Here is a 16,535-nt window from a genome sequence, read left to right as displayed (position 1 = left end):
CCCGGTGGACCGAGATGTCACCGGGTAGGGGGGAAGTCTGCGCTCTCGGTGGTGCGTACGGCCAGCGAGCGGTCCGCGCGCAGGGTCACCACCAGGTGGCGGCGCCAGTGCGGGTCGTCGCGGTCGGCGTGGTCCTCGCGCCAGTGGCAGCCGCGGGTCTCCTCGCGCAGCGCGGCGGCGGCGACCAGGACGCGGGCCACGTCCAGGAGGTTGGTGGCCTCCCAGGTGTCGACGCCGGGCTCGGCGGTCTTGCCCTCGCCGTCCAGGGTGTCACTGGCGCGGGAGTGCAGCTCCGCGAGGCGCCGCGCGGCCCGCTCCAGAGAGGCGGCCGAGCGCAGGACGCCCGCCCCCTCGGACATGATCCGCTGCACGGCGAGCCGGTCCTCCGGGGCCAGCAGGGGATGCGCGGGCGTGCCGTGGTGCGGTACGGGCGCCGGCACGCGCGCGTGCGGGCCGTTCGCGGTGTGCCCGGCCGCGATGTCGGCGGCGATGCGCTCGGCGTAGACGAGCCCTTCGAGCAGGGAGTTGGAGGCGAGCCGGTTGGCGCCGTGCACCCCGGTGCAGGCGACCTCGCCGCACGCGTACAGACCGGCGACGGTCGTACGGCCCCGGTCGTCGGTGCGGACGCCGCCGGAGGCGTAGTGGGCGGCCGGGGCGACCGGGATCGGCTCGGTGACCGGGTCGATGCCGTGGGCGCGGCAGGCGGCCAGGATGGTCGGGAAGCGCTGCTCCCACATCTCGGCGCCGAAGTGCCTGCCGTCGAGGTACATGTGCTCGGCGCCCAGCTCCTGCATCCGCCGCGTGATGCCCTTGGCCACGATGTCGCGCGGGGCCAGCTCGGCCAGCTCGTGCTGCCCGACCATGAAGCGCGTGCCGTCCGCGTCGACCAGGTGGGCGCCCTCGCCGCGCACCGCCTCGGAGACCAGCGGCTGCTGCCCCTCGGCGTCGGGGCCGAGGAAGAGCACGGTCGGGTGGAACTGCACGAACTCCAGGTCGCTGACCTCGGCGCCCGCGCGCAGCGCCAGGGCCACGCCGTCGCCGGTGGAGACCGAGGGGTTGGTGGTCGCGGAGAACACCTGGCCCATGCCACCGGTGGCGAGCACCACGGCGGGCGCGTGCACCGCGCCCACGCCGTCGTGCTGGCCCTCGCCCATCACGTGCAGGGTGACGCCCGCCGTGCGGCCCTCGGCGTCCGTGAGCAGGTCCAGGACGAGCGCGTTCTCGATGGTGCGCAGGCCCCGCGCGCGGACGGCGTCGACCAGCGCGCGGGAGATCTCCGCGCCGGTGGCGTCCCCGCCCGCGTGCGCGATACGGCGCCGGTGGTGGCCGCCCTCGCGGGTGAGCTGGATCGAACCCGCGTCGTCGGTGTCGAACCGGGCGCCGGTGTCGATCAGCCGCCGTACGGCGTCCGGGCCCTCGGTGACCAGGAGGCGTACGGCGTCCTCGTCGCACAGGCCCGCGCCCGCCACCAGGGTGTCGTCCAGGTGCTGTCCGGGGGTGTCGCCGTCGCCCAGGGCGGCCGCGATGCCGCCCTGCGCCCAGCGGGTGGAGCCGTCGTCCAGGCGGGCCTTGGTGACGACGACCGTCGTCAGGCCGGCCGCCTCGCAGCGCAGCGCGGCGGTCAGGCCGGCCACGCCGGAGCCGACCACCACGACGTCGGCCGGGATGGACCAGCCGGGGGCGGGCGCGTGCAGTCGTATGCCGGTGCTGGTCACAGGGCGGCTCCAGGGCTGCCGAAGGTGAGCGGGATGTTGTCGATCAGCCGGGTCGGGCCGACCCGCGCGGCGACCGCGAGGACCGCGACGCCGGTGAAGTCGTCGGCGATCTCGGTGAAGTCGGCCGGATCGACCAGGGCGAGATAGTCCAGGTCGAGCGGCGGGTCGTAGCGGGCTGCCTCGTCCAGGACCTGGCGGGCGGCCGCGCGGACGGCCGCCGGGCCGCCGGGCGCGGCGGTGGCCACGGCGTGCGCGTCGGCCGCCGCCCGCGACTCGCCTATGGCGCTCAGCGCCTCGGCACGCGCGTGCGTGGACGGCACTTCGAGGGCCCGCGCGCGCAGGGCCTCCTGGGCCGCGTGCCGGTCGCGGCCGGCGAACAGCGCGCGGGACAGGGTGAGGGCGGTGGCGCGCTCCTCGGGGGCGAGGTAGCGGTTGCGGCTGGACAGGGCGAGCCCGTCCTCCTCGCGGACCGTGGGCACGCCGACGATCTCCACGCCGAAGTTGAGGTCCCGCACCATGCGCCGGATGAGCGCCAGCTGCTGGGCGTCCTTCTGCCCGTACAGCGCCACGTCGGGCCGGGTGAGGTGCAGCAGCTTGGCGACGACGGTGAGCATGCCGTCGAAGTGGCCGGGGCGGGTGGCGCCCTCCAGCCGGCCGCCCATGGGGCCCGCGGTGACGCGCACCTGGGGCTCGCCGCCCGGGTAGACCTCCTCCACCGACGGGGCGAACACCGCGTCGGCACCCGCGCGTCCGGCGAGCCGGAGGTCGGCCTCCAGGGTGCGCGGGTAGCGGTCGAGGTCCTCACCGGCGCCGAACTGGAGCGGGTTGACGAAGACGGTGACGACGACCTCGCCGTCCGGCCCGGCGATCTCCCGGGCGGTGCGGATCAGCGTGGCGTGGCCCTCGTGCAGGGCGCCCATGGTCATCACGACGGCACGGCGGCCGTGGCGCACGCGGGCGTGCAGCTCGTCGGCGGTGCTCAGCAGGGCGGTGGTCATCGGTCGTTCCCCTCGGGGCCGTTCTCGTCGTCGTCCGCGTCGGTGCCGGTGGCGGTGCCGGGCGCGCCGCCGGTGCCGGTCTCCTGGTCGGCGAGCACGCCGAGGAGGTCCTCGGCCAGCTCGGCCTTGAGCAGGCCGTGGGCGAGGGCGCGGTCGGCGGTGGCACGCGCCATCGCCACGTACCCGGCGACGGTCTGCGGGGAGTGCTCGCGCAGCTCGGCGATGTGCGCGGCGACCGTGCCCGCGTCCCCGCGCGCGACCGGGCCGGTGAGGGCCGCGTCACCGGAGCGCAGGGCGTTGTCCAGGGCGGCGCCCAGCAGCGGGCCCAGCATCCGGTCGGGGGCGCCGACCCCGGCCGTGCGCAGCAGCTCCATGGACTGGGCGACCAGGGTGATCAGGTGGTTGGAGCCCAGGGCGAGGGCCGCGTGGTAGAGCGGGCGGCTCTCCTCGCTGATCCACTCCGGCTCGCCGCCCATCTCGATGACCAGGGCCTCGGCCGCGAGCCGCAGCTCCTCGGGCGCGGTGACGCCGAAGGAGCAGCCGGCGAGGCGCTGGACGTCGACGGGACTGCCGGTGAAGGTCATCGCCGGGTGCAGCGCCAGCGGGAGCGCGCCCGCGCGCAGGGCCGGGTCGAGCACGGAGACGCCGTACCGGCCCGAGGTGTGCACGAGGAGCTGGCCGGGGCGGACGGCGCCGGTCTCGGCGAGGCCGGTGACCAGGCCCGGCAGGGCGTCGTCGGGGACGGTGAGCAGCACCAGGTCGGCGCGCTGGAGGACCTCGGCGGGCGGCATCAGGGGCACGCCTGGCAGCATCTTCTCGGCGCGCCTGCGGGAGGCGTCGGAGACACCGGAGACGGCCACCGGGCGGTGTCCGGCGAGCTGGAGGGACGCGGCCAGGGCGGGGCCCACGCGTCCGGCGCCGACGACGCCGACGGTGAGCCGCGCGGGGCGGTCCTGGGTGCCTGTGCTGTCTGGGGGGTGGACTGTACTCACGCGACCGTGGCCTTCCCGTTCCAGTCCGCTCTGGGTACCGGACGATTTCTCGTCATGTTAACGCTATCCGGCGACCGGCCCCCGTTGTCCACAGGCTGTGGGCGGTCGCACCGGCCGGCCCGAAAACCGGGTGCCCGCTCGGGGCTCGCGCGGCATGATCCCCCGCATGAGCGACACGACCGAGGACGACCAGCGGCCTTCGACACGGGAGCGGCGCCGGACCGCGATACGCACCGCCCCGCGCGTGCTGTCGCGCGGCGGCTGGCGCGGCACCCTCCGCGAGCGCCTGACCGAGCTGACGGAGGCGGCCCCCGGGGTGTACGACCTGGACGAACCCGCCGACATCTACGGCGACGGCGTGGTGGCCGCCCTGGAGCGCCGGGTCGCGGATCTGCTCGGCACCGAGGCCGCCGTGTTCTTCCCGACCGGCACCATGGCCCAGCAGATCGCCCTGCGCTGCTGGGCCGCGCGTACCGGCGACCCGGCGGTCGCCCTGCACGCCCTGTCCCACCCCGAGGTGCACGAACGCCATGCGTTCAGCCAGGTCAGCGGGTTGCGCCCGGTCATCGTGAGCCAGGAGCCGCGCCCGGTGACGGCGGCCGACGTACACGGCCTGGACGAGCCCGTCGGCGCCCTCATGCTGGAACTCCCGCTGCGGGACGCCGGGTTCCTGCTGCCCTCCTGGGAGGAGCTGACCGGGGCGGTCGACGCCGCCCGGGAGCGCGAGGCGGTGGTGCACTTCGACGGCGCCCGCCTCTGGGAGGCCACGGAGCACTTCGGCCGCCCCCTGGAGGAGATCGCGGCTCTGGCCGACAGCGTCTACGTCTCGTTCTACAAGTCCCTCGGCGGCCTGGGCGGCGCCGCCCTCGCCGGCCCCGCGAGTCTCGTCGAGGAGGCGCGCACCTGGCGGCACCGGTACGGGGGCATGGTCTTCCAGCAGTTCCCCACCGCGCTCTCCGCCCTCGTCGGCCTGGACCGGGAGCTGCCGAGGCTTCCGGAGTACGTCCGGCACGCGCGCGTGGTCGCCGCCGCCCTGCGCGAGGGGTTCGCCGCGGCCGGGCTGCCCTGGGCGCGGGTCCACCCCGAGGTGCCGCACACCCACGACTTCCAGGTCTGGCTGCCGTTCGACCCCGAGGTCCTCGCGGAGGCGGCGGTACGGCAGGCCGAGGAGACCGGCACCCTGCTCTTCGCCGGCGGCTGGGACTCCTGCGGCCCCGGCCTGTCCCGCACGGAGACCGGGGTCCGCGCGGCGGGCCTTGAGTGGACGGCCCGGGACGTACGGGACGCGGCGGTGGACTTCGCCGGGCGGCTGGGCTGAGACACCGGCCCCTGACGGCCCGTCGATTGACGGCGGCCGTCAATCCGGGGGGCGTTGTCAGTGGCGGGGGGCACCATGGGCACATGAGCGTGACCATCGACGTCAAGGGGCTCCCGGCGGAGCGGATCTCCGTGGTGCCCTCACCGCTGGCCGAGCTGGGGATGGCCCTGCACGCGCTCAGCGAGCCCGGTCACCATCCGGACCTCCAGGGCTGGGCGACGGCCGTGACCGGCCGGCTGGACCCGTGCCTGGCGGACCGGCTCTGCGAGGCGGACTTCCTGTGGCGCACCACGTTCTCCGACGTGTTCGCCCCCTTCGCCGGACTCCCCGGCCGGCGCGAGCTGCCCGGCGGCACGCTCGCCGAGGAACTCGACCTGCTGGACAAGCTGACGGACGAGCAGTTCGTCGACGCGGCGCTGGAGTTCACCTGCCACTCCCAGTACTCCCGGCAGAGCCTCGGCCCGCTGGGCGACCCGGAGCTGCGCCGCCGCGCCCTGGACCTGGCCGCCGCGCGCGGTGCCGTCCAGGAGCGGTTCGCCCGGCGCCTGCTGGCGGACCCGCCGACGGTGCGCGCCTGGTTCCGCCAACTGGTGCTCGACTGCGACGAGGCGTTCTTCGCCGACACCTGGGCCCGGCTGCAGCCCGGACTCGCCGCCGACGCCCGGCACAAGACCGAGCTGCTGCGCCGCAGGGGTCCCGCCGAGGCCCTCTCCTCACTCTCCGCCGCGGTGTCGCTGGACGAGGAGGCGGGGCTCGTCACGATCGACAAGCTCCTGGCGGGCCGGGGCACCACCGGTGACGGCGGGCTCGTCCTGGTGCCGACCAGCCTCGGCTGGCCGCACGTGATGGTGCTGCACCGGTACGGCTGGCAGCCCGTCATCACCTATCCCGTCAAGGCCACCCGTCCCAAGGCGCCCACCGTCGAGCAGCTCACCCTGCGCATGGAGGCCCTCGCCCACCCCGCGCGCCTGCGCCTGTGCCGCCACCTCGCCCGCAGCCCGCACAGCACCAGCGAACTCGCCGACGCGCACGGCATGTCCGCACCCGAGGTGTCCCGCCACCTGGCCGTGCTCAAGAAGGCGGGCCTGATCACCAGCTGCCGCCAGGGCCGGTACGTCCAGCACCAGTTGGACCTGGCCGCCGTCTCGCGGCTGGGCAGCGACTTCATCGAGGGCGTACTGCGCTGAGCCCTGGGGCCGCCCGCCCGGAGCCCTACGGCTGCCCGCCCGCGCGGACCAGCCCCGTCTCGTAGGCGAGGACGACCACCTGGACCCGGTCGCGCAGCCCCAGCTTGGTGAGGATGCGGCCCACATGGGTCTTCACCGTGGCCTCGGAGAGGACCAGCCGGGCGGCGATCTCGCCGTTGGAGAGCCCCTGGGCGACCAGCACCATGACCTCGCGCTCGCGCTCGGTGAGCCGGGACAGCTCCGCGTGCCGGGGCTCCTCGACGGCCGAGGGCAGCATCGGGGCGAACCGGTCGAGCAGCCGGCGCGTGGTGGAGGGCGCCACGACCGCGTCCCCGCTGTGCACCGCGCGGATCGCGCTGAGCAGCTCCCCCGGCGGCACGTCCTTGAGCATGAAGCCGGAGGCGCCCGCCTTCAGCCCGGAGAACGCGTACTCGTCCAGGTCGAACGTGGTCAGGATGAGCACCTTGGGCGGCTCGGGCTCGGAGCAGATGCGCCGGGTGGTCTCCACCCCGTCCAGCTTGGGCATGCGCACGTCCATCAGGACCACGTCGACCGGGGTGGTCCGCAGCACCTGGAGCGCCTCCACCCCGTCGCCCGCCTCCGCGACGACCTCCATGTCCGGCTGGGCGGCGAGCACCATCCGGAAACCGGTGCGCAGCAGCACCTGATCGTCGACGAGCATCACGCGGATCGCCATCGGGGTCCTCTTCCGTGTCCTTCTCGGGGTGTGCGGGCTTGGGGCGTGCTTGCTTCGGGTGTGCGCGGCGCACGCGTGACAGGTGTCAGTGCGCCGGTTTCAGCGGGAGCAGCGCGCTGATGCGGAAGCCGCCGCCGGGGCGAGGACCGGCGTCCAGGGTGCCGCCGACCATGCCGACCCGCTCGCGCATGCCGATCAGGCCGTGTCCCTGGCCGTCCGCCCCGCCCTCCTCGTACAGCTCGTGCGGGGCGCCCTTGCCGTCGTCCTCGACCAGCAGGCCGAGCCCGTCGTCGAAGTACACCAGCCGCACGCTGGCGCCCGCCTCGGGTCCGCCGTGCTTGCGGGTGTTGGTGAGCGCCTCCTGCACGATCCGGTAGGCGGTCAGCTCCACCCCGCTGGGCAGCGGGCGCGGGGTGCCCTCGACCTTGAAGTCCACCGGCAGCCCGGCGTCGCGGCACTGCTCGATCAGGTCGTCAATCTGCTCCACGTCGGGCTGCGGGACGTACTCCCCGCCCTCCTGGTGCTCGCCGGTGCGCAGGACGCCCAGCAGGCGGCGCATCTCGGCCAGCGCCTGCCGGCCGGTGGAGGAGATCGTCTCCAGCGCCTGGCGGGCCTGGTCGGGGGCCGCGTCCAGGACGTAGGCGGCGCCGTCGGCCTGCACCACCATGACCGAGACGTTGTGCGCGACCACGTCGTGCAGCTCGCGGGCGATCCGGGCGCGCTCGGCGGCGACGGCGACCTTGGCCTGCGCCTCGCGCTCCTTCTCCAGCCGGGCGGCGCGCTCCTCGAGCTGGGCGAAGTAGGCGCGGCGGGTGCGCATGGAGTCGCCGAGCACCCAGGCCAGCGCGAACGGCACCGTCTGGAACACCGCGAGCGCGATCTGGCCGAGCCCGCTGACCTGCTCGTTCGGCCAGCGCAGTTGCGCCAGCGAGGCCGCGACCAGACTGGTGGCGAGCGCCAGCCTCGAGGCCCACAGGGCGCCGGTCGCGGCGACCGTGTAGACGACCACCAGCATGGTGAAGTCGGCGACGAGCGGCTCGACGTCCAGGATGAGCTGCGCCAGTCCGGTGGCCAGCACCGCGACCAGCATCAGCTCCGGCAGGCGGCGGCGCAGGGCCAGGATCACGCACAGCACGGTGGAGATCGTCCAGGCCGCGGCGAAGGAGCCGTGGTGGTGCGGGGCGCCGTCCATGTTCACCACGCTCACGCCGGAGAGCCCGAGCAGGACGACGGCCCAGAAGCAGTCGACCCCTGTGGGGTGGCGGCGGAGGAAGTCATAGAGGCGCTGCACGTCATCAGCGTAAGGAAACCCGGAGCGCGCACGGGTCAGCCGGAGGGGCGATCCGTGCCCGGCACACGTACGCCGCAGGGTGGATGCCCCGGTCCTCTGTACGCATAGGCCGACCCGGTGGGTGTGCGCCTAGGCTGACCCGGTGCGGGAGATGTCGGAGCAGGGCTGGCGGGACGCCACCGAGGCGGCGCTGTACGGCCCACGGGGCTTCTACCGGCGTCCCGAGGGACCCGCGGGTCACTTCCGTACCTCCGTGCACGCCTCGCCGCTGTTCGCCGCCGCCGTGGCCCGGCTGCTGTGCCGGGTGGACGGGGCGCTGGGACGGCCCGAGGTGCTGGACTTCGTCGATCTCGGCGCGGGGCGCGGGGAGCTGGTCCAGGGCGTGCTGGCCGCGCTGCCGGACGAGGTGGCGGCGCGCACGCGGGCGTACGCCGTGGAGGTCGCGGACCGGCCCCCGGGGCTGGACGAGCGGATCGCGTGGCGGGCCGAGGTGCCCGAGGCGGTCACCGGGCTGCTGTTCGCCAACGAGTGGCTGGACAACGTGCCCGTGGACGTGGCCGAGACCGACGGCGCGGGGATCCCCCGGCTGGTGCTGGTCGCGCCGGACGGCACCGAGCGGCTCGGGGAGCCCGTGACGGGCGCGGCGGCGGAGTGGCTGGCCCGCTGGTGGCCGCCGGCCGCCGAGGAGGGGCTGCGGGCGGAGATCGGGCTGCCGAGGGACCGGGCCTGGGCGGCAGCCGTCGGCCGGGTGGAGCGCGGGCTCGCGGTGGCCGTGGACTACGCCCACACCCTCGGCACCCGCCCGCCCTACGGCACGCTCACCGCGTTCCGGGCGGGCCGGGAGACGGCACCCGTGCCCGACGGGACCTGCGACATCACCGCGCACGTCGCCCTGGACGCCTGCGCGGCGGCCGGGAGCGGCCGCGGCACCCCTCGCCTGCTCACCCAGCGAGAGGCCCTGCGCGCGCTGGACGTCACCGGCGCGCGCCCCCCGCTCACGCTGGCCGCCACCGACCCCGCCGCCTACGTACGCGCCCTCGCCGGCGCCGGAGCCGCCGCGGAACTCACCGCACCGGGCGGCCTCGGCGACTTCGGCTGGCTCCTCCAGCCGGCCGGGCTGCCCGAGGCTCCTCTGTGACCTACTTGTCGATGTCGCCCACGACGAAGAACAGCGACCCCAGGATCGCCACCATGTCGGAGACCAGCGTCCCCGGCAGCAGCTCGCCCAGCACCTGGATGTTGTTGTACGACGCCGACCGCAGCTTCAGCCGGTACGGCGTCTTCTCACCCTTGCTGACGAGGTAGTAGCCGTTGATGCCCAGCGGGTTCTCGGTCCAGGCGTAGGTGTGCCCCTCGGGCGCCTTCAGCACCTTGGGCAGCCGCTGGTTGACCGGACCGGGCGGCAGCTCCGCGAGCCGGTCCAGGCAGGCGTCCGCGAGGTCGAGCGCGTTGTGGGTCTGCTCCAGCAGCACCTCGAACCGGGCCAGGCAGTCGCCCTCGGTCCGGGTGACGACCTTCAGGGTGTCCTGGAGGTCCCCGTAGGCGAGGTACGGCTCGTCGCGGCGCAGGTCGAAGTCGACGCCCGAGGCGCGGGCGATGGGCCCGCTCACCCCGTACGCGTGCACGGCCTGGGGGGTGAGCGCACCCACGCCCCGCGTGCGCCCCCGGAAGATCTCGTTGCCGAGGACCAGGTCGTCGAAGACGTCCATGCGGGAGCGGACGGCGGCCACCGCGTCCCGCGCGCGCCCGGTCCAGCCGTCGGTCAGGTCCTCCTTGAGGCCGCCGACCCGGTTGAACATGTAGTGCATGCGGCCGCCGGAGACCTCCTCCATCACGTTCTGGAGCACCTCGCGCTCGCGGAACGCGTAGAAGACCGGCGTGATCCCGCCCAGCTCCAGCGGATAGGAGCCGAGGAACATCAGGTGGTTGAGCACCCGGTTCAGCTCGGCGAGCAGGGTCCGGGTCCACACCGCGCGCTCGGGCACCTCCATGCCGAGCATCCGCTCGACGGCGATGACCACGCCCAGCTCGTTGGAGAACGCCGAGAGCCAGTCGTGGCGGTTGGCCAGCATGATGATCTGCCGGTAGTCACGGGCCTCGAACAGCTTCTCCGCGCCCCGGTGCATATAGCCGATCACCGGCTCGGCGCGCTCGATGCGCTCGCCGTCCAGCACAAGGCGCAGCCGGAGCACGCCGTGCGTGGAAGGGTGCTGCGGGCCGATGTTGAGCACCATGTCGGTGCTCTCGGCGGCACCGCCGATCCCGACCGTGGTCTCCGTGGCAGTCATGCGTCCCAGTCTCCCCTACGCGCGCGTGCGCGGCGGAAACGGGCGGTGCGGGTCAGGACGCCGCGCTGCGCAGCCCCTCCACGTCGATGTGCTCGGTCTCGTCGTGCGCGGTCAGGTCGATGACCTGGCCCACGTCGTAGGTGCCGGCGGGCTTGTACGCCGTCCCGGCGTCCGCCTTGTGCAGGGCGAGGGCCTCCTGTCCGACCACGTCGGCCAGGTCCTCGTTGCGCACGTCCAGCGCCGCCGAGGTGTCCTTCTGCGTACCGAAGAAGTCGAACCCGCCCTCGACGAGCGGGCGCCGGGAGGGCGCGGCCGGCACGACGGCGACGGCGGTCGGCACGGTGAAGTGCCCGGCGGGCCGCTGGCCGGTGGACCGGGCGGGCACCACGGCCGTTCCGGGGGTGTGCGCCTGTGCCTCCTCCGGGGTCTCTTCGGCGGTGGTGTGCGCCTCGGTCACTTCGCCTTCGGCGTCCACGGGTCCCAGACCCTCGGCGGCGGTGTGGTCGCCGGTGTCGCCGGCCCCGGTGCCCGCACTGTCCGGATCTCCTTTGGCGACGGCTTCCACCTCGGCCCCCGCCTCGGCCTCGGGCTCGGGCTTGTCCTCGGCCTCGGCCTCGGGCTCCTCCGCCGACCGCTCCAGCCGCGCCAGGGCGGTCGCGGCCTTCAGGTACAGCTCCTTGGCCGGGACGGGCTCCGCGGCCCGGGGGGCCTCGGTGGTGTCCACCCCGGCCTCCGCGCTCGGGCCGGCCGTCAGCGCGAGCGCGCCGGACTCCGGCACCGCCTCGATCTCCAGCAGCCGCCGCCCCTCCAGCGCGCTGGCCCGCTCGGTCTCCGCGGTCGCGTACCGGCGCAGCAGGGAGGCGTGTTCGTTGCGCAGCCCGGCCAGTTCGGCGCGCTTGGCCCGCAGGCGCCGCTCCAGCTTGGCGCGCAGCTCGCGCGACTCCTCCAGGTCGGTCTCCAGTTCGGCGACCCGTTCGTCGTACCGCCACTCGTCGCTGACCCGCGCGCGGGTCAGCTCGGCGACCTGCTTGCCCGCCTGCGCGTCCCACTGGCGCATCACGACAGCGCCGCCGACCGCCGTGAGCGCGGCGACGCCGGCCAGGGCGCGCACCACCCCGAGGGAGGTGAACACCCAGGGCGTCAGCGCGCAGACGACGGCGACACCGGCGATCGCGGAGGGAGGCAACAGCCGGTGCAGAGGCGGTGAATGGCGGTGGCGTCCACGTGGCATGGCCAGAAACTTACCGCGCGTAGGCACCTCATGGGCCCCCGAGGCCCAAAAATCCGGCCACGGCAAGGGCTTCACGGGGTTTCGGCACCCCGGCTCAACGGTCGCTGAGCTGCCCGCTGAGCCACTGGAGGGCGGGCGGGACCTCGCGCCGCCAGGTGTTGAAGTTGTGCCCGCCGCTCTCCAGGATGATGGAGGAGATCCTGGTCCGGCCGGTGGCGCGCACCTCCTTCACGAACCTGAGCGTGTCCCGGTAGTTGTGTTCGCCGATCTTGCTGCTGGTGACGAGCAGGGAGGTGTCGGGGGCCGGTTCGTGCGCGAGCAGCCAGTGCAGATCGGCGTGATCACGCAGGCTGCGGTCGCCGTGGAAGAGGTCGCCGGTGGTGGGGTCGACGGGCGCGGTGTAGTAGGCCGACAGGCCGGCGCCGGCCGCGTAGACGTCCGGGTGGCGCATGGCGACCTTCAGGGAGCAGTAGCCGCCGGTGGAGTCGCCGATGATGCCCCAGCTTCCGGGGCGGGCACCGGCCCGGTAGTGCGCGAGGACGGCCTCGGGGAGGTCCTTGGCGAAGAAGGTCTCGGTCTGCGGGCCCTGGGGGATGTCCACGCACTCGGTGTCACGCGGGGGCGCCACGGTGGGCCGCATCATCACCAGGATCATGGGCTGCGCCCGCCCGTCCTTGGCCAGACTCCGTGCGACGGCCGGGTACTTGAGCTTGGTGACGAGCGCCTGCGCGGTGCCGGGGTAACCGGTCAGCACCACCGAGACCGGGAACGTACGGGTACGGAACCGGGGCTGGAAGTACTCCGGGGGCAGATAGACGTAGGCCGGGGTGGCGATGCGGGAGATCCGGCCGACGATGTCGACCTTCTGGACCTGGCCCACCGCCGAGGCCCGCGAACCGCCGTCGCCCGGAGGGGACTTGATGCTCACCACCCGGAGCGGGCCACCCGCGCCGGTGTTCGTCGCCGACTGGTCGACCAGGACGCCCTGTTCGGTCTCCCGGCCCAGCAGGTCGTCCCAGCCCGCGTAGAAGCCGAAGCTCTGGTTGGCGGCCACCCCGAGGGAGCAGATGAGTGCCAGCTGGGTGGCGAGCAGCAGGCCGATCCGGCCGCCCAGGGCAGCCCAGCTCCGCCGGGCCAGGCGCGGCCACAGCCACAGCGTGGCCCCGAACAGCACCACGGCGACCGCCACCGCCAGCACCAGAAGTGAGTTGCTCGTGAGACCCATGGCTTTTCCTGCCTGCGCTTTCCGCCTCGGACACCGTGCCGTGACACGGACTTGCCCCAGGCTTTCCTTGACCTTTGACCCGACTTTCCGGAGCGGGAGGAACCTGTCTCCCCAAGACACCGTCCTAGAGGGCGCAATGTCACCGGATGCCCGATCGGCACCGGGTTTCAAGGTCTCTCGCAGAGCTACGGGATGCGATGTCTGTCAGGATAGATGGGGAATTGTCAGGCGGGGTTCCGCGGGGTTCGAACCGGGCGCGGCGCATACTGCGCGGCCCGCGCGCCGAGGCCGTCCCCACCGTGATCGGCCGGGCGTGCGCCCTCGTCGGCCTGATCGACATCGCGGCGGGCGTGTTCCCGCGCTTCCGTCACAGCCGTATGCACGCCATCGCGGAGGCGCTGCCCGGCTCCTTCGGGCCGTTCGCCGCGGCCCTCTCGCTCAGCGCGGGCGTGCTGCTGCTCCTGCTCGCGCACGGGCTCAAACGCCGCAAGCGGCGCGCCTGGCGGGCCGCCGTCGTGCTGCTGCCGGCCGGCGCGGTCGCCGAGTTCGTGTACCGGCACTCGGTGCTCGGGGTGCTCATCTCCCTCGCGCTCCTGGTCCCGCTGCTGCGCCACCGCGCCGAGTTCGCCGCCCTGCCCGACCCGCGCAGCCGCTGGCGGGCGCTGGCCAACTTCGTCCTCATGAGCGCCGGTTCCCTCGTCCTCGGACTGGTCATCGTCAGCGTCCACCCCAACCGGACGCTCGGCGACCCGAGCCTGGCCGATCGGCTGACCCACGTCGTCTACGGCCTGTTCGGCTTCGAGGGCCCCGTCGACTACCAGGGCAGCACCTCCTGGACCGTCGCCATCTCCCTCGGCGCCCTCGGCTGGCTCACCGCCGTCACCACCAGCTACTTCGCCTTCCGGCCCGAACACCCCGCCGCCCGCCTGACCGAGGAGGACGAGGCGCGCCTCAGGGACCTGCTGCGGCGGCACGGCCGCCGCGACTCCCTCGGCCACTTCGCGCTGCGCCGGGACAAGGCCGTCGTCTTCTCCCCCAGCGGCAAGGCCGCCGTCACCTACCGGGTCGTCTCCGGCGTGATGCTGGCCAGCGGCGACCCCATCGGGGACGTCGAGGCGTGGCCCGGCGCCATCGAGCGCTTCATGGACGAGGCCAAGGCCCACTCCTGGACCCCCGCCGTCATGGGCTGCTCGGAGACGGGCGGCGAGGTGTGGACCCGGGAGACCGGCCTGGACGCCCTGGAGCTGGGCGACGAGGCGGTGGTCGACGTCGCGGATTTCTCCCTCGCCGGACGCGCGATGCGCAACGTGCGCCAGATGGTCAAGCGCATCGAGCGGGCCGGCTACGAGACCCGCGTCCGGCGCGTCCGTGACCTCTCCGACGGCGAGCTGGAGCGCGTACGGCTGGCCGCCGAGGCATGGCGGGGCACCGACAACGAGCGGGGCTTCTCCATGGCGCTGGGCCGCATCGGCGACCCCGCCGACGGCGACTGCCTGATCGCCACCGCCCACAAGCAGGACGACACACCCGGCCCGTACGGCGATCTGAAGGCGGTCCTGCACTTCGTGCCGTGGGGCGAGGACGGCGCGTCGCTGGACCTGATGCGCCGTGACCGGCTGGCCGACCCCGGCATGAACGAGCTGCTCATCGTCGCCGCCCTCCAGGCCGCGCCGAAGCTCGGCATCACCCGGGTCTCGCTCAACTTCGCCATGTTCCGCTCCGCCCTCGCGCGCGGCGAGAAGATCGGCGCCGGGCCGGTGCTGCGGGCCTGGCGGGGGCTGCTGGTGTTCCTCTCCCGCTGGTTCCAGATCGAGTCGCTGTACAAGTTCAACGCCAAGTTCCAGCCCCGCTGGGAGCCCCGCTTCGTGGTCTACCGGGCCTCGGCCGACCTGCCCCGCATCGGCTTCGCCGCGATGCAGGCGGAGGGCTTCGTGGACCTCGCGCTGCCACTGCCCCGCTTCCTGCGGCGCCGCCGGAACGCCGCCGCCCGACCCTGCGCGCACCGCTCCCACGAGCACGGCGTACGGGCCGCCTGACCCGGCCGGACCAATCCCGCCGAGCTCGCGCCAAGGCCCGCGAAGGCCCCGGACCGCCTTGCCGAGGCGGTCCGGAAGAGGCCGTTCCGTACCGACCCGCGCACCTTCGCCGTGCACCTCGGGGCCTACGCTGAACGTATGAAGAACCTCAGCGGGCGCGGCGAAGTGGCGGGTCTTCCGACGTGGGACCGCTGCGCGGTCATGGGCGTCGTCAACGTCACCCCCGACTCCTTCTCCGACGGCGGCCGCTGGTTCGACACCACGGCCGCCGTCAAGCACGGGCTCGACCTCGCGGCCGAGGGCGCCGACCTGGTCGACGTCGGCGGCGAGTCCACCCGGCCCGGCGCGACCCGCGTCGACGAGGCCGAGGAGCTGCGCCGCGTGGTCCCCGTCGTGCGCGGGCTGGCCGCCGAGGGCGTGACGGTCTCCGTGGACACCATGCGCGCGGCCGTCGCCGAGCAGGCGCTCGCGGCGGGCGCCGTCCTCGTCAACGACGTCAGCGGCGGCCTCGCCGACCCCGCGATGCTGCCCGTGGTCGCCCGGACCGGCGCCCCCTTCGTGGTCATGCACTGGCGCGGCCTCCTGGAGGGCGGCAACGTCCGGGGCGACTACGAGGACGTCGTCACCGAGGTCTGCGACGAGCTCCACGCGCGCGTGGAGGCCGTCCTCGCGGCGGGCGTCGCCCCGGAGCGCATCGTCGTCGACCCCGGCCTCGGCTTCTCCAAGGAGGCGGAGCACGACCTCGCCCTCCTCGCCCACCTGGACCGGCTCCGCGCGCTGGGCCACCCCCTCCTGGTGGCCGCCTCACGCAAACGCTTCCTCGGCCGCGTCCTGGCAGGACCCGGGGGCCCCACCCCGCCGGCCCGCGAACGCGACGCCGCCACCGCCGCCGTCTCCGCCCTCGCCGCCCACGCCGGCGCCTGGGCCGTCCGCGTCCACGAGGTACGCGCCACGGCCGACGCGGTCCGCGTGGCCCGCGCGGTGGAGGGGGCCCGGTGAGCGCCGCGGACGTGGACGTCGAAGAGGTGTCCGCAGCCAACACCTCCTTCTACGAGGCGATGGAGCGCGGCGACTTCGAGGAGGTGGCCGGGCTCTGGCTGGCCCCCGCCGACCTGGGCGTCGACGAGGAGTACCACGACCCCGCCGACACCGGGGTCGTCTCCTGTGTCCACCCCGGCTGGCCGGTGCTCACCGGGCGCGGCGAGGTGCTCAGGTCGTACGCGCTGATCATGGCGAACACCGACTACATCCAGTTCTTCCTCACCGACGTGCATGTCTCCGTCACCGGGAACACCGCGATCGTGAGCTGCACCGAGAACATCCTCAGCGGCGGGCCCGCGCCCGAGGAGGGCGAGGAGCTGGGGCCGCTGGTCGGGCAGCTCGTCGTCGCCACCAACGTGTTCCGGCGCACCCCCGAGGGCTGGAAGCTGTGGTCCCACCACGCCTCCCCGGTCCTCGCCACGTCCGAGGACGACGAGGAGGACGAGGAGGACGGCGGCGACCAGGGCGTCGGGCCGGACGACGGCACGCTGGCCTGAAGCCGTGGTTGGAATCACG

At 74.2% G+C, this 16,535-nt stretch carries 14 protein-coding genes; 6 read left to right on the top strand and 8 right to left on the bottom strand.

The features are described 5' to 3' along the window. Positions 1-17: 17 nt before the first annotated feature. The 3 genes from EV284_RS26370 to EV284_RS26360 are packed head-to-tail and all read right to left on the bottom strand — an operon-like array spanning position 18 to position 3,705. Positions 18-1,715 carry an L-aspartate oxidase gene (locus EV284_RS26370; RefSeq protein ID WP_130338344.1) on the bottom strand — a complete coding sequence of 566 codons (1,698 nt, stop codon included), beginning with the start codon at positions 1,713-1,715 and terminating at the stop codon, positions 18-20. Beyond that, positions 1,712-2,713 carry a pantoate--beta-alanine ligase gene (panC, locus tag EV284_RS26365; protein ID WP_130338342.1) on the bottom strand — a complete coding sequence of 334 codons (1,002 nt, stop codon included), beginning with the start codon at positions 2,711-2,713 and terminating at the stop codon, positions 1,712-1,714. The genes EV284_RS26370 and panC overlap by 4 nt, the downstream gene beginning before the upstream one ends. Then, on the bottom strand, positions 2,710-3,705 hold the full coding sequence (locus tag EV284_RS26360; protein WP_130338340.1) for a DUF2520 domain-containing protein: 996 nt from the start codon (positions 3,703-3,705) through the stop codon (positions 2,710-2,712). The genes panC and EV284_RS26360 overlap by 4 nt, the downstream gene beginning before the upstream one ends. 166 nt (positions 3,706-3,871) lie before the next feature. On the opposite strand from EV284_RS26360, the gene EV284_RS26355 reads away from it, so the two are divergent. Both EV284_RS26355 and EV284_RS26350 read left to right on the top strand, forming a co-directional pair. Further along, positions 3,872-5,023 carry a beta-eliminating lyase-related protein gene (locus tag EV284_RS26355; RefSeq protein ID WP_242625826.1) on the top strand — a complete coding sequence of 384 codons (1,152 nt, stop codon included), beginning with the start codon at positions 3,872-3,874 and terminating at the stop codon, positions 5,021-5,023. Between the two features lie 83 nt (positions 5,024-5,106). Continuing rightward, positions 5,107-6,210 carry a DUF5937 family protein gene (locus EV284_RS26350; protein WP_130338336.1) on the top strand — a complete coding sequence of 368 codons (1,104 nt, stop codon included), beginning with the start codon at positions 5,107-5,109 and terminating at the stop codon, positions 6,208-6,210. Positions 6,211-6,235: 25 nt separating this feature from the next. Here the strand turns inward: EV284_RS26350 and EV284_RS26345 are convergent, their stop codons facing one another. Next, positions 6,236-6,907, bottom strand: a complete 672-nt coding sequence (locus EV284_RS26345; RefSeq protein WP_130338334.1) for a response regulator transcription factor — start codon at positions 6,905-6,907, stop codon at positions 6,236-6,238. 85 nt (positions 6,908-6,992) lie between these two features. Further along, a complete protein-coding gene (locus EV284_RS26340) occupies positions 6,993-8,198 on the bottom strand; it encodes a sensor histidine kinase (protein WP_130338332.1) in 1,206 nt (401 codons plus the stop codon). Between the two features lie 151 nt (positions 8,199-8,349). Here EV284_RS26340 and EV284_RS26335 point away from each other — a divergent pair, with 151 nt between their 5' ends. After that, positions 8,350-9,336 (top strand): SAM-dependent methyltransferase, encoded by a 987-nt coding sequence (locus EV284_RS26335; RefSeq protein ID WP_130338495.1) that lies wholly within the window; start codon positions 8,350-8,352, stop codon positions 9,334-9,336. Between the two features lies 1 nt (position 9,337). Here the strand turns inward: EV284_RS26335 and EV284_RS26330 are convergent, their stop codons facing one another. From EV284_RS26330 to EV284_RS26320, 3 genes are all read right to left on the bottom strand, one after another. Beyond that, positions 9,338-10,486 (bottom strand): NADH-quinone oxidoreductase subunit D, encoded by a 1,149-nt coding sequence (locus tag EV284_RS26330; protein ID WP_086693747.1) that lies wholly within the window; start codon positions 10,484-10,486, stop codon positions 9,338-9,340. 52 nt (positions 10,487-10,538) lie between these two features. After that, complete coding sequence (locus EV284_RS26325; protein ID WP_130338330.1) at positions 10,539-11,717, bottom strand: hypothetical protein; 1,179 nt, start codon at positions 11,715-11,717, stop codon at positions 10,539-10,541. Positions 11,718-11,811: 94 nt separating this feature from the next. Next, the gene (locus EV284_RS26320) at positions 11,812-12,942 is read right to left on the bottom strand and encodes an alpha/beta hydrolase-fold protein (protein ID WP_130338328.1); all 1,131 of its coding nucleotides are present in this window, start codon (positions 12,940-12,942) and stop codon (positions 11,812-11,814) included. 221 nt (positions 12,943-13,163) lie between these two features. Between EV284_RS26320 and EV284_RS26315 the strand changes: the two genes are divergently transcribed. From EV284_RS26315 to EV284_RS26305, 3 genes are all read left to right on the top strand, one after another. Continuing rightward, positions 13,164-14,978: a phosphatidylglycerol lysyltransferase domain-containing protein gene (locus tag EV284_RS26315; RefSeq protein ID WP_130338326.1), complete on the top strand. Its 1,815-nt coding sequence runs from the start codon at positions 13,164-13,166 to the stop codon at positions 14,976-14,978. Positions 14,979-15,116: 138 nt separating this feature from the next. Then, positions 15,117-15,977, top strand: a complete 861-nt coding sequence (gene folP / locus EV284_RS26310) for a dihydropteroate synthase (protein ID WP_130338324.1) — start codon at positions 15,117-15,119, stop codon at positions 15,975-15,977. After that, the gene (locus EV284_RS26305) at positions 15,974-16,516 is read left to right on the top strand and encodes a nuclear transport factor 2 family protein (protein WP_130338322.1); all 543 of its coding nucleotides are present in this window, start codon (positions 15,974-15,976) and stop codon (positions 16,514-16,516) included. Before folP ends, EV284_RS26305 begins: the two co-directional genes overlap by 4 nt. Positions 16,517-16,535 lie beyond the last annotated feature (19 nt).

This window comes from Streptomyces sp. BK022 (assembly GCF_004217355.1).
GTDB classification, from domain to species: domain Bacteria; phylum Actinomycetota; class Actinomycetes; order Streptomycetales; family Streptomycetaceae; genus Streptomyces; species Streptomyces griseoluteus.
This window is presented reverse-complemented; position numbering and strand designations above follow the sequence as displayed.

What these genes read in the sequence shown, in the direction of transcription:
- EV284_RS26330 (WP_086693747.1), bottom strand. Translation starts at nt 10,486, where the DNA reads ATGACTGCCACGGAGACCACGGTCGGGATCGGCGGTGCCGCCGAGAGC.
- EV284_RS26345 (WP_130338334.1), bottom strand. Translation starts at nt 6,907, where the DNA reads ATGGCGATCCGCGTGATGCTCGTCGACGATCAGGTGCTGCTGCGCACC.
- panC (WP_130338342.1), bottom strand. Translation starts at nt 2,713, where the DNA reads ATGACCACCGCCCTGCTGAGCACCGCCGACGAGCTGCACGCCCGCGTG.
- folP (WP_130338324.1), top strand. Translation starts at nt 15,117, where the DNA reads ATGAAGAACCTCAGCGGGCGCGGCGAAGTGGCGGGTCTTCCGACGTGG.
- EV284_RS26335 (WP_130338495.1), top strand. Translation starts at nt 8,350, where the DNA reads ATGTCGGAGCAGGGCTGGCGGGACGCCACCGAGGCGGCGCTGTACGGC.
- EV284_RS26325 (WP_130338330.1), bottom strand. Translation starts at nt 11,717, where the DNA reads ATGCCACGTGGACGCCACCGCCATTCACCGCCTCTGCACCGGCTGTTG.
- EV284_RS26350 (WP_130338336.1), top strand. Translation starts at nt 5,107, where the DNA reads ATGAGCGTGACCATCGACGTCAAGGGGCTCCCGGCGGAGCGGATCTCC.
- EV284_RS26355 (WP_242625826.1), top strand. Translation starts at nt 3,872, where the DNA reads ATGAGCGACACGACCGAGGACGACCAGCGGCCTTCGACACGGGAGCGG.
- EV284_RS26320 (WP_130338328.1), bottom strand. Translation starts at nt 12,942, where the DNA reads ATGGGTCTCACGAGCAACTCACTTCTGGTGCTGGCGGTGGCGGTCGCC.